The organism is Caballeronia sp. LZ035 (assembly GCF_031451175.1).
GTDB lineage: Bacteria > Pseudomonadota > Gammaproteobacteria > Burkholderiales > Burkholderiaceae > Caballeronia.
Window position 1 is genome coordinate 2,516,188 of the sequence record NZ_JARUXS010000001.1, and the last position, 15,821, is coordinate 2,532,008.

Sequence of the window (15,821 nt, forward strand, 5' to 3'; positions counted from 1 at the left end):
GATCCAGCGACAGCCCGCCGATGCCGAGCTTGCGCGTCGTGGAGAGAATCCACACGAGCCACAGCAGACCGAAGGCCATGGCCGCGAGCGACATCGTCAGCGCAATCGCATTGGTGCCGCGGCGGCGGCTTTGCAGTTTCTGGCGGGTTGCCTGGAGGCGCGCCGGATCCTGATTGAACGTAGCGGGACGGCTCATTATTTACGGCCCTCCCCGCGTTCCATGCGCAGCAGCATCAGCTTGGAGAGCGCGAGTACGAAGAAGGTGATCACGAACAGAATCAGACCGAGTTCCATCAGCGCCGACGTGTGCAGGCCCGGGCTCGCTTCAGCGAACTCGTTGGCGAGCGCCGAGGTGATGCTGTTGCCGGGCGAGAACAACGAGACGTTGTCGAGCAGGTTGGTGTTGCCGATCACGAAGGTGACCGCCATGGTTTCGCCGAGCGCACGGCCGAGGCCGAGCATCACGCCGCCGATCACACCGGCACGCGTGTAGGGCAGCACGATCTTCCACATCACTTCCCAGGTCGTGCAGCCGATGCCATACGCCGATTCCTTCAGCAGCACGGGCGTGACTTCGAAGACGTCGCGCATCACGGAGGCGATGTATGGAATGATCATGATCGCGAGGATCACGCCGGCGCACAGGATGCCGATGCCGATTGGCGGCCCCTGGAAGAACATGCCGATCACGGGCACGCCGCCAAGCAGCTTGCCGAGCGGCTTCTCGAAGTATTCGGCGAAGATCGGCGCGAACACGAGCAGGCCCCACATGCCGTAGACGATCGACGGGATCGCGGCCAGCAGTTCGATGGCGACGCCGAGCGGACGGCGCAGCCACGCGGGCGAGAGTTCGGTCAGGAACAGCGCGATGCCGAAGCTCACCGGCACGGCGATGATGAGCGCGATCAGCGAGGTCGCGATCGTGCCGTAGATGGGCACGAGCGCGCCGAAAGACTCGCTGGGTGGATCCCACTCGGCACGCCAGAGAAACGACAGGCCGAACTTCTGGATGGTCGGCATCGACGCGACGAGCAGCGAAACGATAATGCCGCCCAGGAGAAGCAGCGTGATGACGGCTGCAAGCCGCGTCACGCCGCCGAAAATGAGGTCGCCGAGCGGGCTGGGCGCGCGCTGGGTGTGCGCTGCCGGCACAGCCGACGATAAGTTGATGTCCGACATGGGAGCCTTGGTTTCGCTACGTGTCAGACCGCGCGACAGGCCTTTCGACCTGCCGCGCGGCTTGCTTTGCTGCTGTCTGTCCGCCGCCTCAACAGCTTAGGACAGTTTCAAACGGCAGGTGCCTGCTTACTCTGCGACAGCCTTGCCCGAAGCGTCCTTGACCTTCGCCTTCCATTGCGTCTTGATTTCGGCGACGACCGAATCCGGCAGCGAGATGTAGTCGAGTTCGTTGGCAGCCTGACCGCCGTTCTTGAACGCCCAGTCGAAGAACTTCAGCGTTTCCGTGCCTTGCGCCGGCTTGTCCTGCGTGGCGTGCAGCAGCACGAACGTTGCGCCGACGATCGGCCATGCGTTCTTGCCCGGCTCGTCCGTCAGGATCTGGTAGAACGACTTCGACCAGTCCGCGCCCGCAGCAGCGGCCTTGAACGTGTCCGTCTTCGGCTCGACCACCGTGCCCGCCGAGTTCTTCATGCCGACGTAGGTCATCTTGTTTTGCTTGGCGTAGGCCCATTCCACGTAGCCGATCGCGCCCGGCAGACGCTGCACGAAGGCCGCGACGCCGTCATTGCCCTTGCCGCCCGTACCCGTCGGCCAGTTCACCGTCGAGCCTTCGCCGACCTTCGACTTCCAGTCTGCGTTGACCTTCGACAGGTAGTTCGTCCAGATGAAGCTGGTGCCCGAACCATCGGCGCGGCGGACCACGGCGATGTCCGTATCCGGCAGCTTCGCCTTCGGGTTCAGCGCGACGATCGCCGGGTCGTTCCACTTCTTGATCTTGCCGAGGTAGATGTCGCCGAGCAGCTGGCCCGACAGCGTGACTTCACCGGCCTTGACGCCCGGCACGTTGATCACCGGCACAACGCCGCCCACCACCGTCGGGAACTGGAACAGGCCGTCCTTGGCCAGTTCGTCGTCCTTCAGCGGAGCGTCCGAACCGGCGAAATCCACCGTCTTGGCGATGATCTGCTTGATCCCGCCCGACGAGCCGATGCCCTGGTAGTTCACCTTGCCGCCGCCGGACTTCTGGTAGGCGTCCGCCCACTTCGTGTAGATCGGGGCTGCGAAGGTGGAACCCGCGCCGGTGAGGTCGGCTGCTTGGGCAGAAACGGCGAAGAGTGCACCAATCAGTCCGGCCAGCGCGGTGTGCATCAATTTCATTCTTGATCTCCAGTAGTGAGCGTGTGTCGTGTGCGTTGAGACGACAGGCGAAATATAGGAGGAGTTCGTGACAGTAATATGACTAATCGTGAAGGCCGCGTGTCATTCCGCTTACGCATTGAAAGTCGGCCGGTTGTCAATTTGTCAAATGATTGATCGCAAATAAAAAAGCGGGCATGCGCCCGCTTTTAGCGAAATGTGACAAGTTTCAGTAAACGCTCACGAAGTCGCTTCCTTCACCACCTGAGCAATCGTTTCCGCGTGCTGAACGGCGTCCTGTTGCGCGGCGGCTTCCACCATCACGCGCAGGACCGGTTCAGTGCCGGACGCGCGAATCAAGACCCGCCCGTGCGATTCGAGGGAACGCTCGGCTTGCTCCACCGCGCGACGAATTGCCTCGCTGCTTTTCCAGTCCGCGCCGGCGCTCATGCGGACGTTGATCAGTTTTTGCGGGAACAGACTGACGCCGTCGAGCAGTTCGGCCAGCGACTTGCCGCTGCGCTGGATCGCCGCCAGCACCAGCAGCGCCGAGACAATGCCGTCGCCGGTCGAATGGCGGTCCAGCGACAGGATGTGGCCCGAGCCTTCAGCGCCCAGTTGCCAGCCGTTTTCGCGCAGCTTTTCGAGCACGTAGCGGTCGCCCACCGCGGCGCGCACGAACTGCACGCCCGCGTCCTTCAGCGCGACTTCGACGGCCATGTTGGTCATCAGCGTGCCGACCGCGCCTTGCACCTGGCCGTCGGTCGCGATGCGGTCCTTGACGAGCACGTAGAGCAGCTCGTCGCCGTTGTAGAGCCGGCCGGTCGAATCGACGATCTGCACGCGGTCGGCGTCACCGTCGAGCGCAATGCCGAGATCGGCCTTGTGCTCCAGCACCGCGCGGACGAGCGCGTCGGGCGCGGTGGCGCCGACGCCGTCGTTGATGTTGAAGCCGTTCGGCGCGACGCCGATCGACACCACTTCCGCGCCGAGTTCGTGGAAGACATGCGGCGCGACGTCATAGGCGGCGCCATGGGCGCAATCGACGACGAGCTTGAGCCCGCGCAGGTCGAAGCTCGCGGGAAACGTGCTCTTGCAGAACTCGATGTAACGGCCGCCGGCGTCGTCCAGCCGCCGTGCCTTGCCGAGACGCTCGGAGGGCGCGCATTCCATCGGTTGCTCGAGTTGTTGCTCGATCAGCAGCTCGACTTCGTCGGGCAGCTTGTTGCCGTCCGCCGAGAAGAACTTGATGCCGTTGTCGTTGTACGGATTGTGCGATGCGCTGATCACCACGCCCGCCGACAGCCGCAACGCCCGCGTCAGGTAGGCGACGCCGGGCGTCGGCATCGGGCCGGCCAGCATCACGTCGACGCCCGCGGCCGAGAAGCCCGATTCGAGCGCCGCTTCCAGCATGTAGCCGGAGACGCGCGTGTCCTTGCCGATCAGCACCGTAGGACGATTGCCTTTCCTGGAATGCGCGCGATCCGCGCCGGCGAGCACTTTGCCCGCTGCGTAGCCGAGCTTGAGGACGAAATCAGGCGTAATCGGAGCTACGCCTACGCGCCCCCGCACACCGTCCGTGCCGAAATATTGACGTGCCATTGTTGCTTGACCCTCCTCGCGGACATATGGCGCCTGTTATAGGCCCGCGGATATGTTGACGTTCGTTCTAAACCGGTGCGCGCGCCTGCACCGTGATCCTTGCCGATCGAAGCCCGCTGTCAATCATGCCTGCGGGACGTGGCCTCGTGAGTGGCCTGCCAGACCTTGAGAGCATCGACGGTTTCAGCGACGTCGTGGACCCGGATGATCGCCGCGCCCCGTTCCGCCGCGCAGACGGCCGCGGCGATACTCGCCGCGAGGCGTTCGCCGGCGCCGCGGCCGGTGACGGCACCCAGCATCGACTTGCGCGACATGCCGGCGAGCAGCGGAACATTCGTGCCGGAAGGCAATGTTTCGCGCAGATGAGCGAGCAGCGCGTAATTATGCGCCACCGTCTTGCCGAAACCGTAGCCGGGATCGAGCGCGATCCGCGAAGCCGCGATGCCTGCGTTGTCGAGCGCCGCCAGGCGCGTTTCGAAGAAGTCGCGTACGTCCGCGACGACATCCTGATAGAACGGCTCGTGGACCTGCATCGTGCGTGGTTCGCCGAGCATGTGCATCACGCACAGGCCGCACTTGCTGTCCTTCACGGCGTCGAGCGCGCCTTCCTGACGCAGGCCCCAGATGTCGTTGATCATGTCCGCGCCGGCATCGAGCACGGCCCGCATGACGGCGGGCTTGTAGGTATCGACGGAAAGCGGCACGTTGACCGCGCGCAAGGCCTCGACGAGCGGCACCACGCGCTCCAGTTCCTCGTCGAGCGGCACTGGCGGCGCGCCGGGCCGGGTCGATTCGCCACCGATGTCGATCATGTCGGCACCATCGGCGAGCATTTTCTCGGCGCGAGACAGCGCGTCTTCACGCGACAGGAAGCGACCGCCGTCCGAGAAGGAATCCGGCGTGACGTTGAGAATGCCCATGACGAGCGGGCGTTCGAAGCGCAGCACGAAGCGGCCGCATTGCAGCGGTTCGGCTGACGGTGAAGATGCGTGCAAGTTGCTCAAGCTGGGTGGCCAGGACAAAACAGGCGAAGGAAAGGACTGCATTTCGTGCCCTGAAATTGAAAATGGGCCGGCGTGCAATGCACACCGGCCCATCAACGGAAGCGTGAAACTCAGGCCGTGGCCGGCGCGTTGCCCGGCTTGACCTCGGTGCCGCTGCTGCCGCCCGGAGGCGTGTCGCCCGACGGCGGCGGCAGGTTCTTCGGCGGACGCGGCGGACGATCCGACATGATGTCGGTGATCTGGTCAGCGTCGATGGTTTCCCATTCGAGCAGCGCCTTCGTCATGGCTTCGACTCTTGCGCGGTTGTCTTCGAGCAGCCTGCGGGCGAGCGCATATTGCTCGTCGAGGATGCGGCGGATTTCCGCGTCGACCTTCTGCTGCGTAGCCTCGGACACCGACTTCGCGCCCATCTTGCCGAACATGCCGTTTTCTTCGGTATCGACGTAGACCATCGTGCCGAGCACATCGGACATGCCGTAACGCGTCACCATGTCGCGCGCCATCTTGGTTGCGCGTTCGAAGTCGTTGGAGGCGCCCGTGGACATCGAATTCAGGAACACTTCCTCGGCTGCGCGGCCGCCGAACAGAATGGCGATTTCTTCCAGCATCTTGTCGCGGTACAGGTTCACGCGGTCATGTTCCGGCAACTGCCAGGTGACGCCCAGTGCCCAGCCGCGCGGCATGATGGTGACCTTGTGGACCGGGTCGGCATGCGGCAGCAGCTTCGCCACCACGGCGTGGCCCGACTCGTGATACGCCGTGTTGCGGCGCTCTTCCTCGCGCATGACAGCCGACTTGCGCTCCGGACCCATGAAGATCTTGTCCTTCGCGTCTTCGAAATCCTGCATCTCGACGATGCGCTTGCCGCGGCGCGCCGCGAACAGCGCGGCTTCGTTCACGAGGTTCGCGAGATCCGCACCCGAGAAGCCCGGCGTGCCGCGCGCGATGACCGAAGCGTCGACGTCGTTGGCGATCGGCACCTTGCGCAGATGCACCTTCATGATGTGCTCGCGACCGCGGATATCCGGCAGACCGACATACACCTGGCGGTCGAAGCGGCCCGGACGCAGCAGCGCCTTGTCGAGCACGTCGGAACGGTTGGTGGCAGCGATCACGATGACGCCCGAGTTCGCCTCGAAACCGTCCATCTCGACCAGCATCTGGTTCAGCGTCTGTTCGCGCTCGTCGTTGCCGCCGCCCATGCCTGCGCCGCGATGACGGCCGACAGCGTCGATTTCGTCGATGAACACGATGCACGGCGCATGCTTCTTGGCCTGCTCGAACATGTCGCGGACCCGGGCCGCGCCCACGCCGACGAACATTTCCACGAAGTCAGAACCCGAAATGCTGAAGAACGGCACCTTCGCCTCGCCGGCGATGGCGCGTGCCAGCAGCGTCTTGCCGGTACCCGGAGGGCCGACCAGCAGCACGCCGCGTGGAATGCGCCCGCCCAGCTTCTGGAACTTCTGCGGATCACGCAGGAAGTCCACCAGCTCGGACACTTCTTCCTTGGCTTCGTCGCAGCCCGCGACGTCGGTGAAATTGATCGCGTTGTTGTTCTCGTCGATCAGCCGCGCTCGCGACTTGCCGAATGAAAACGCCCCGCCTTTGCCGCCCCCCTGCATCTGCCGCATCATGTAGAACCAGAAACCGATGATCAGGATCGTCGGTCCGAGGTAGTACAGCGCGGAAACGAGGGCGTTGGGTTCGTCGTCAGCCTTGCCGCTGACCTGAACGCCGTATTTCATGAGATCGCCGACCATCCAGATGTCGCCCGGCGACACGATCTGGTACTTCTGGCCATCTGCCGGAGTCACCGTGAGATTGCGGCCCTGAACGGTGACGTTCTTGACTTTGCCGGCTTTCGCGTCGTCCATGAACTGCGAATAGGACACCCCTTCCTGCACGCGTGGCTTGTCGAACTGCTTGAACACCGTGAACAGCACCAGTGCGATCACGAGCCACACTGCCGCCTTAGAGAACATATTGTTGTTCAAAGCACCACTCCTCACTCATAGACGGGCGCCTACATAAACCTTGCGGCGCCACCAAAGCATTCTAATCCAGACCGCTAACCCCTGCCATAAGGTTTAACTACCGCAAAAATAGCGGCAGGGGCAATGTTTTCGGCATAATCGGCGAATATCTCGCTCTTATTCGCCGATTTTGTTTAAGGAGCCCGATCAGCCCGGATGCTTGAGCCGGCGCCCCAGGATGAATGTCTCCGACGATTTGTCGCGAGACGCCTTGGGTTTGCGCGGCGCCACCACTTTGAACTGGTGCTTGAACTTCTCGACAATCTGACTATAGCCGCTGCCATGAAAACATTTGACCAGCAAGGCACCTTCCGGTTTCAGATGATTCTGGGAGAACTCCAGCGCCAGATCGCAGAGATGTTCGATGCGAGCCGCATCCGCGCTCGCAACACCAGAGAGGTTGGGGGCCATGTCTGAAATAACAAGGTCCACCTGACGCTCGCCGACCAATTCCGCGAGTTGCGCGAGCACTTCGTCTTCACGGAAGTCGCCTTGGAGGAACGTGACGTCGGAGATGGGGTCCATCGGCAGGATATCGAGCGCGATGATCGTGCCGTCGATGCCGCCCTGGCGCTCGGCGTCGCGCTTCGAGCCTTGCGCAAGCTTGTTGCGCGCGTACTGGCTCCAGCTGCCGGGCGTCGAGCCCAGATCGACGATCACCATGCCCGGCTTGATGAGTTTGTCCTGTTCGTCGATCTCCTTGAGCTTGTACGCGGCGCGCGCGCGATAACCTTCCCGCTGCGCCATCTTCACGTAGGGATCGTTGATGTGGTCGTGCAGCCACGAATGATTGAAACGGTTTTTTGCCATTGAAACGAAAGTGAGGTGGCGCCAGCGACGAAAGCGCGCTGCACGCCCGGTGCGTATTTTGCTGCATCGCGTGATGCTTTTAGCGGATAATACGCGGCTTGCTGGCCGGACCGGTCCTTGGGCGCTCACGCGTTCCAAAACCCCGCTTCCGGCCTGTTTTGTTTTATGGTGGGCGACGGCGCGCGTCATGCGTTCTCAGTCAGGAATCGCGTCGAATCGTCGCAACCGCGCACGTGCCGCTACGTGTTACCCGGCCGCCCACATTTTAGTCGAGTCCCTATTTTCTCATGCCAGCCCTGACACTCTCCCCCGCCGAGCGCTCCGATCTGCGCTCCCAGGCCCATGCGCTCAAGCCCGTCGTGCTCGTCGGCGCGGAGGGTCTGACCGATGCCGTGCTCAAGGAAATCAACGTCCACCTCGAGGCGCATCAACTCATCAAGGTGCGCGTCTTCGGCGACGAACGCGAAGCACGCGTCGCGGTCTACGACGAAATCTGCGATCGCCTGAACGCCGCGCCGATCCAGCATATCGGCAAGCTGCTGGTGGTCTGGCGGCCCGAAGGCGCAGCGCCGCAGAAGAGCCGCGTCACCCGCACCCGCAGCACCATGCCGCCGAGCGCGGGCGAAGCCGCCGAGCGTGAAACCAAGGGCCGCGCGCCGCGCATCGTCAAGGCGGTGAAGATCTCGCGCGACGCACCGGCCTTCAAAAAGCCGAAAAAACAAACCCTGAAAGTGCTGGGCAACGAACGCGTGACAGCGGGCGGCAACGTCAAGCGCGCGAAGAAGCGCCAGCCGAGCACGAAGCGTCAACATCAATCGTCGAAATGATGAACGGCGCGTGCGCTTCTTGTGAAGCACACGCGCCGCGCGAACCCGGCGGGCGTGAATAAAGTCAGCTGCGCGCGCGTTTCGCGGCCATCTTCGCCGACTTGTTCTTCGGCACGATGGCCACCGGCGCCGCTCCCGGCAAGCGCCAGACGAGCGCAATGCCGAACAGGCATTCGATCAGATAGATCGCGCTGGAGATACCGTGCAGCACGCCGAACTGCTTTGCATACGGCGAGTTCGCGAGGTCGGTGCCGGCTTCCTGCGCGGCCATGCGCAGCGAGTTCATGAACGGCTGCAGGCCGAAATACCCAATCAGCACGCACAGCAGCATCATGGCGACAATCCAGCGCACGCGCCTGTAATCGACGATGCCGCTCTTCACATAGCGATTGCCGATCAGGATGAGCACCAGTGCGCTCACCACGCCGATGATCGCTTCGATGCGAAAGAGCTGCGCGGCCACGGAGCCGGCCTCGGTTCGATCCAGCATCGAGAACAGGACCGGCGCTGCAATGAGGCCGAGGGTCAGCAGGCTGCCGACCCACACCATGGAAACGAGGCGAAAGACCCGGTGCGCCATCAGACGTAGCGCACGGCAATGATTTCGTATTCGCGCGCGCCGCTCGGCGCCTGCACGGCCGCGACATCGCCCTCGGACTTCGAGATCAGTGCCCGCGCAATGGGCGAACTGACCGAGATGAGACCGTGATCGAGATCGGCTTCGTCGTCGCCGACGATCTGATACGTGACCGTATCGCCCGACGCCAGATCTTCCAGTTCGACGGTTGCGCCGAAGACCACGCGGCCTTCGGCTTCCACTTGCGTCGGGTCAATCACTTGCGCCGCGGCAAGCTTCGACTCCAGATCCGCGATGCGGCCCTCGATGAAGCCCTGCTTTTCTTTCGCGGCATCGTATTCCGCGTTTTCCGACAGATCGCCCTGCGCGCGCGCTTCGGCGATGGCGGTGATGACTGCCGGACGCTCGACAGCCTTCAGGCGTTGCAATTCGTCGCGCAGCAGCTCCGCGCCGCGCTTCGTCAAAGGAATCGTGCTCATAGACAACCCACAAACAAAAACAGCCGTAAAAAAATTACCGCGGTTAAGCGCATCCCCCTTGGCGGGAGGACACCGCTTAACCGCGGCTCGTGAGGCTTGGACCTGTAATCGAAGCCTTAGTTTAGGCGAGCATGCAGGCCTTGTAAATCATAGACTTCCAAATCGCGGAGGTAACGCAGACCCTCCACGGCGGCGCGCGCGCCCGACATGGTCGTGTAGTACGTCACCTTGTTGGCCTGCGCGCTCATGCGGATGGAGCGCGAGTCGGCGATGGCCGCGCGCGTTTCGTCGACGGTGGTGAACACCAGCGCGATTTCCCCGTTCTTGATCATGTCGACGATGTGCGGACGGCCGTCCTTCACCTTGTTGACGACCTTCACCGGTACGCCCGCCGCAGCAATCGCTGCCGCCGTGCCCTTGGTCGCAACGATCGGATAGCCGAGTTCGTGCAGCATCTGCGCGACTTCGACGGCCTTCGGCTTGTCGGCGTCCATCACGGTCAGCAGCACCGTGCCGGACTCCGGCAGACGCGAACCCGCCGCGAGCTGCGACTTGAAGAGCGCTTCGCCGAACGTGCGGCCCACGCCCATCACTTCGCCGGTCGAGCGCATTTCCGGTCCGAGCACCGGATCGACCGCCGGGAACTTGACGAACGGGAACACGGCTTCCTTGACGCTGTAGTACGGCGGAATGACTTCCTTCGTCACGCCTTGTTGCTTCAGCTTCTGACCGACCATCGCGCGCGCAGCGATCTTCGCGAGCGGCAGGCCGGTGGCCTTCGACACGTACGGCACCGTGCGCGACGCGCGCGGATTCACTTCCAGCACGTAGATGATGTCCTGCTTCGAGCCGTCTTCCTGCGGCACTTGCTGGATGGCGAACTGCACGTTCATCAGGCCAATCACATTCAGCGCCTTCGCCATGGCGGCAGTCTGGCGCTTCAGTTCATCGACGGTTTCTTTCGACAGCGAGTACGGCGGCAGCGAACAGGCCGAATCGCCCGAGTGCACGCCCGCCTGCTCGATGTGCTCCATCACGCCGCCGATGAACACGTCGTCACCGTCGGAGATGCAGTCGACATCGCATTCGATCGCGTCGTTGAGGAAGCGGTCGAGCAGCACCGGCGAATCGTTCGATACCTTCACGGCCTCGCGCATATAGCGTTCGAGGTCGCGCGGCTCGTGGACGATTTCCATCGCGCGGCCGCCGAGCACATACGACGGACGCACCACCAGCGGATAACCGATTTCCTCGGCCAGCTTGAGCGCTTCATCTTCGGCGCGCGCGGTGCGGTTGGGCGGCTGGCGCAGTTCGAGATCCTGCAGCAGCTTCTGGAAGCGTTCGCGGTCTTCGGCTGCGTCGATCATGTCCGGCGACGTACCGATGATCGGCACGCCGTTCGCTTCGAGATCGAGTGCGAGCTTGAGCGGCGTCTGGCCGCCGTACTGGACGATCACGCCAACCGGCTTTTCCAGGTCGACGATCTCGAGCACGTCTTCGAGCGTCAGCGACTCGAAGTACAGGCGGTCGGACGTGTCGTAGTCGGTCGACACGGTTTCCGGGTTGCAGTTGACCATGATGGTTTCATAGCCGTCCTCGCGCATCGCGAGCGCGGCATGCACGCAGCAATAGTCGAACTCGATGCCCTGCCCGATCCGGTTCGGACCGCCGCCCAGCACCATGATCTTTTTCTTGTCCGTCGGGTTCGCTTCGCACTCTTCCTCGTAGGTCGAGTACATGTAGGCGGTCTTGGTCGCGAACTCGGCCGCGCACGTGTCGACTCGCTTGTAGACCGGACGCACCTTGAGTGCGTGACGCTTCTTGCGCACGTCGGTTTGATTCGAGCCGGTGAGCCTCGCGAGACGCCGGTCCGAGAAGCCGCTCTTCTTCAGGTACAGCAGTTCATCGCGCGTGAGGCTGTCGAGCGTGCGGCCTTCGAGCGCCTTCTCCTTCAGAATGATCTGCTCGATCTGCGCGAGGAACCAAGGGTCGATGGACGTCTCTTCGAAGATCTCTTCCATCGTCAGGCCGAGACGGAACGCGTCGCCGAGATACCAGATGCGGTCCGGACCCGGCTCGCCGATCTCGCGAATCACTTCGTCGCGGCTCGTGGTCTTTTCATCGAGACCGTCGACGCCGACTTCCAGACCGCGCAAGGCTTTCTGAAACGATTCCTGGAACGTGCGGCCCATGGCCATCACTTCGCCGACCGACTTCATCTGCGTCGTCAGGCGCGAATCGGCTTCACGGAATTTCTCGAACGCGAAGCGCGGCACCTTCGTCACGACATAGTCGATGGTCGGTTCGAACGATGCCGGCGTCTGGCCGCCGGTGATTTCGTTCTTCAGTTCGTCGAGCGTATAGCCGCAGGCGAGCTTCGCGGCGACCTTGGCGATCGGGAAACCGGTGGCCTTCGACGCCAGTGCCGACGAACGCGACACGCGCGGATTCATCTCGATGACGACCATGCGGCCGTCCTTCGGGTTGATCGCGAACTGCACGTTCGAGCCGCCTGTATCCACGCCGATCTCGCGCAGCACCGCGAGCGACGCGTTACGCAGCACTTGATACTCTTTGTCGGTGAGCGTCTGCGCGGGCGCGACGGTGATGGAGTCGCCGGTGTGCACACCCATCGGGTCGAGGTTTTCGATGGAGCAGACGATGATGCAGTTGTCCGCGCGGTCGCGGACCACTTCCATCTCGTACTCTTTCCAGCCCAGCAGCGACTCTTCGATCAGCAGTTCGCGCGTCGGCGAGAGATCGAGACCGCGACGGCAGATCTCTTCGAACTCTTCCTTGTTATACGCGATGCCACCGCCCGAGCCGCCCAGCGTGAACGACGGACGGATCACCGTGGGATAACCGCCGCTGCCCGTGGCCTCGGCGATCTGCGCCTGCACGGTGAGCGCTTCTTCCATCGAATGCGCGATGCCCGACTTGGCCGACCCGAGGCCGATCTTCGTCATCGCTTCCTTGAACTTCTGGCGGTCTTCCGCCTTGTCGATGGCTTCCGGCGACGCGCCGATCAATTCGACCTTGTACTTTTCCAGCACGCCGTGATGGAACAGGTCCAGCGCGCAGTTGAGCGCGGTCTGTCCGCCCATGGTCGGCAGGATCGCGTCCGGACGCTCCTTCGCGATGATGCGCTCGACCACTTCCCACGTAATCGGCTCGATGTAGGTGACGTCGGCCGTGTTCGGGTCGGTCATGATCGTCGCGGGATTGCTGTTGACGAGAATGACCTTGTAGCCCTCTTCCCTCAGCGCCTTGCAGGCCTGCGCGCCCGAATAGTCGAACTCGCACGCCTGGCCGATGATGATCGGGCCCGCGCCGATGATGAGAATGCTCTTGATGTCTGTGCGCTTCGGCATAACTGTGCTCTGTGTGTATTCGGTGTTCTGTTCTTAGGCTGCGACCTTCTGCGCTTCCATCAGCTTGATGAAGCGGTCGAACAGATACGCGATGTCGTGCGGGCCGGGCGACGCTTCCGGGTGGCCCTGGAAGCAGAACGCGGGCTTGTCGGTGAGGGCGAAGCCCTGCAGCGTGCCGTCGAACAGCGAGACGTGCGTGACCTTGGCGTTGGCGGGCAGCGTCGTGGCATCGACTGCGAAGCCATGGTTCTGCGACGTGATCACCACGCGGCCGTCGTCCATGTCCTTCACCGGATGGTTCGCGCCATGATGGCCGGTCTTCATCTTCATGGTCTTCGCGCCGACCGCGAGGCCCATGATCTGATGGCCGAGACAGATGCCAAAGGTGGGAATGCCCTTCGCGATGAACTCGCGCGTCGCGGCAATCGCGTAGTCGCACGGTTCCGGGTCGCCCGGGCCGTTCGACAGGAAGATGCCGTCCGGGTTGAGCGCGAGCGCGTCGGCGGCCGTGGATTGCGCAGGCAGCACGGTCACGTGGCAGCCGCGCTCGGCGAGCATGCGCAGGATGTTGTACTTGACGCCGTAGTCGAATGCGACGACGCGGAATTTCGGCGCTTCCTGCTTGCCGTAGCCGCTGCCCAGACGCCATTCGGTCTGGGTCCATTCATAGCTCTTCTCGGTCGACACGACCTTCGCGAGGTCCATGCCCGCGAGACCCGGGAACGAGCGCGCGAGGCCGAGTGCCTTCGCTTCGTCATCGCTGCCCGCGAGAATGCAGCCGTTCTGGGCGCCCTTCTCGCGCAGGATACGCGTGAGCTTGCGGGTGTCGATGCCCGAGATGGCGACGACGCCTTGCGCCTTCAGATAGTCGGCGAGCGTCTGTTCGGAGCGGAAGTTGGAGGCGAGCACCGGCAGGTCGCGAATGATGAGGCCGGCGGCATGGACTTTGGTGGCTTCGACGTCCTCGGCGTTGACGCCGTAGTTGCCGATGTGCGGGTAGGTCAACGTGACGATCTGGCGGGCGTAGCTGGGATCCGTGAGGATTTCCTGATAGCCGGTGATGGCGGTGTTGAAGACCACTTCGCCGATCGTCGAACCGGGCGCGCCGATCGATTGACCACGAAAGACCGTGCCGTCGGCAAGTGCGAGTAGTGCGGGGGAAAATGACGGCAACACGGGAAGCTCCTTGGGGAACACCCTGTTACCGACCTGTCTGTCCGAAATTCAGGCTTGGCTTCCCGCTGCCCGAATGACTCAAGGCGCGCGGGTTTCCTTCGCACAGTGACGGCGGCGGCTCGCGAGGCGCGCATCGCGGCTTGGACCGGCTCGCTCGCGCGGGGCAAGCGGGGTTTCGAAGCAGGCGAAGGGCGGCGTGCGGCGCGCGCTGGCTGGCGCAGCGAACGACGGTGAATGGGAGGTAGGCGCTAGGGTGCGGGTTGAAATGCTCAAACCTTCGAAGTATAGCGTGGAACGGCCATCTTCGCCAGATTCCGAAAGCTTCCGGCTATGGAAACGAGCGCCGTCAGGAGAGCGGCTGAGGCGCTTCAGCGTCGTCCTTGCGCATGGTCCGGCCTGGCAGGAAGTACCAGACCGCACTCGCCGCCTGCAGCGCGATCAGCCCGATCCATACGGTGACGTGCGCCGCCGCCGGATAGCGGCCGCCGTCGGCATGCCACAGCGACAGCATCGCGCCGACGCCAACCTGGAAGCCGAAGATCAACAGGAAGATCACGAGCGTCAGCGTGGTATGCACCCGCCCGATCAGGTGCGGCGCGAAATATTCCGCGGCGACTGCGTAGCTCAGGATGCCCGTGCCGCCGAAAAAACCGTACGCCGCGAGCAGGACGGACGGCGGCAGCGGCACGCGCAGCACCATCAGGATCTGCGTGGCGACGTACAGCACCATGCCGGTGCCGCAGAACGCGTACACCGACACGCCCCGCCGCTCCATGCCGCGCGCGGCCACGCCGAAACCGACGCAGCCGAGCATCATCGCGAGACCGAGCACCGACACCAGTGCCGCGGCATGCGCGGGCGCGAGATCCATCACGTCGAGCAGAAAGGGGCGGATCCACAGCGACTGCATCGCGAAGAAGACGCCCTGCGTGACGACCGAAAACGACGCAAGCTTCCAGAACACGGCGCTCTTCAGAATGCTCCAGGTGCCGCGGAACTGCGTGATGACGTCGGCGCGCTGGTGCGGGTCGGTTTCCGCCCTGGCCGGCGCGCACAGCAGGATCGCCGCGGCGACCACGAGCGTGAACGCCACGAGGCCGAAGCACACTTCCCGCCACGTCGCGACGTGCAGCAGCGACGCCAGCGGCGCCCCGACCACGACGCCGCCCAGGCCGCCAACGGCCATCGTGAAGCCGTTCACCATCGGCAGGCGGGCGAGCGCGAAGTGTTGCGCGGACGCCTTGAAGGCCGCGCTCAAGCACACCGACACACCGACGCCGATCAACAGCCGCCCGATCATCAGCCCGGCGATGCCGTGCGCCGCGCCGAACACGCCGATGCCCGCCGCCGCGAACACCAGCATGCCGGCCGTAACGCGGCGCGGTCCGAAGTGATCGAGCAGCACGCCGACGGGAATCTGCGCGGCCGCGAAGCCGATGAAATACAGCGACGTCAGCAGCCCGAGATCGGCGGCGGAGAGGCCGAGATCGTGGGTAATCAACGGGGCGAAGCCGAGATTGACGCCGCGAAACACGTACGAGACGAAATAGCCGGCGGCAAACAGGAAGAAGACGCGAAGTCGAACGGAGGACAGCATGTGGAACCGGGTTTTCCTGATTCTTC

At 63.5% G+C, this 15,821-nt stretch carries 12 protein-coding genes and 1 pseudogene; 1 reads left to right on the forward strand and 12 read right to left on the reverse strand.

All coding sequences use genetic code 11. The features are described from left to right. The 7 genes and pseudogenes from pstA to QCE88_RS11800 form a co-directional block, all read right to left on the reverse strand. Positions 1-196, reverse strand: a pseudogene (pstA, locus tag QCE88_RS11770) (phosphate ABC transporter permease PtsA); the annotation flags it as partial. Continuing rightward, positions 196-1,179, reverse strand: coding sequence for a phosphate ABC transporter permease PstC (gene pstC / locus QCE88_RS11775; protein WP_309902010.1), 984 nt, complete (start codon positions 1,177-1,179; stop codon positions 196-198). The pseudogene pstA and the gene pstC, both read right to left, overlap by 1 nt. A 126-nt stretch (positions 1,180-1,305) precedes the next feature. Further along, positions 1,306-2,337 carry a phosphate ABC transporter substrate-binding protein PstS gene (gene pstS, locus QCE88_RS11780; protein WP_309902012.1) on the reverse strand — a complete coding sequence of 344 codons (1,032 nt, stop codon included), beginning with the start codon at positions 2,335-2,337 and terminating at the stop codon, positions 1,306-1,308. 219 nt (positions 2,338-2,556) lie between these two features. Further along, positions 2,557-3,918, reverse strand: a complete 1,362-nt coding sequence (gene glmM / locus QCE88_RS11785) for a phosphoglucosamine mutase (RefSeq protein ID WP_309902014.1) — start codon at positions 3,916-3,918, stop codon at positions 2,557-2,559. A 119-nt stretch (positions 3,919-4,037) separates the two neighbouring features. Beyond that, positions 4,038-4,838, reverse strand: coding sequence for a dihydropteroate synthase (folP, locus tag QCE88_RS11790; protein ID WP_309903545.1), 801 nt, complete (start codon positions 4,836-4,838; stop codon positions 4,038-4,040). A gap of 194 nt (positions 4,839-5,032) precedes the next feature. After that, positions 5,033-6,919, reverse strand: coding sequence for an ATP-dependent zinc metalloprotease FtsH (gene ftsH / locus QCE88_RS11795; RefSeq protein ID WP_309902015.1), 1,887 nt, complete (start codon positions 6,917-6,919; stop codon positions 5,033-5,035). Positions 6,920-7,105: 186 nt separating this feature from the next. Beyond that, positions 7,106-7,768 carry an RlmE family RNA methyltransferase gene (locus tag QCE88_RS11800; protein ID WP_309903546.1) on the reverse strand — a complete coding sequence of 221 codons (663 nt, stop codon included), beginning with the start codon at positions 7,766-7,768 and terminating at the stop codon, positions 7,106-7,108. A gap of 287 nt (positions 7,769-8,055) precedes the next feature. Between QCE88_RS11800 and QCE88_RS11805 the strand changes: the two genes are divergently transcribed. Beyond that, the gene (locus QCE88_RS11805; RefSeq protein ID WP_309902018.1) at positions 8,056-8,595 is read left to right on the forward strand and encodes a YhbY family RNA-binding protein; all 540 of its coding nucleotides are present in this window, start codon (positions 8,056-8,058) and stop codon (positions 8,593-8,595) included. A gap of 64 nt (positions 8,596-8,659) precedes the next feature. On the opposite strand, the gene QCE88_RS11810 is transcribed toward QCE88_RS11805, so the two are convergent. From QCE88_RS11810 to QCE88_RS11830, 5 genes are all read right to left on the reverse strand, one after another. Beyond that, the gene (locus QCE88_RS11810; protein WP_309902020.1) at positions 8,660-9,175 is read right to left on the reverse strand and encodes a DUF4149 domain-containing protein; all 516 of its coding nucleotides are present in this window, start codon (positions 9,173-9,175) and stop codon (positions 8,660-8,662) included. Further along, positions 9,175-9,651, reverse strand: a complete 477-nt coding sequence (gene greA / locus QCE88_RS11815; protein WP_309902022.1) for a transcription elongation factor GreA — start codon at positions 9,649-9,651, stop codon at positions 9,175-9,177. Before greA ends, QCE88_RS11810 begins: the two co-directional genes overlap by 1 nt. Before the next feature lie 116 nt (positions 9,652-9,767). Next, entirely contained in the window at positions 9,768-13,022 is a 3,255-nt protein-coding gene (gene carB / locus QCE88_RS11820) for a carbamoyl-phosphate synthase large subunit (protein ID WP_309902024.1), read from the reverse strand. Positions 13,023-13,055: 33 nt separating this feature from the next. Next, complete coding sequence (carA, locus tag QCE88_RS11825) at positions 13,056-14,198, reverse strand: glutamine-hydrolyzing carbamoyl-phosphate synthase small subunit (RefSeq protein WP_309902026.1); 1,143 nt, start codon at positions 14,196-14,198, stop codon at positions 13,056-13,058. Between the two features lie 346 nt (positions 14,199-14,544). Then, positions 14,545-15,795, reverse strand: a complete 1,251-nt coding sequence (locus tag QCE88_RS11830) for an MFS transporter (RefSeq protein ID WP_409018083.1) — start codon at positions 15,793-15,795, stop codon at positions 14,545-14,547. Positions 15,796-15,821: the final 26 nt, after the last annotated feature.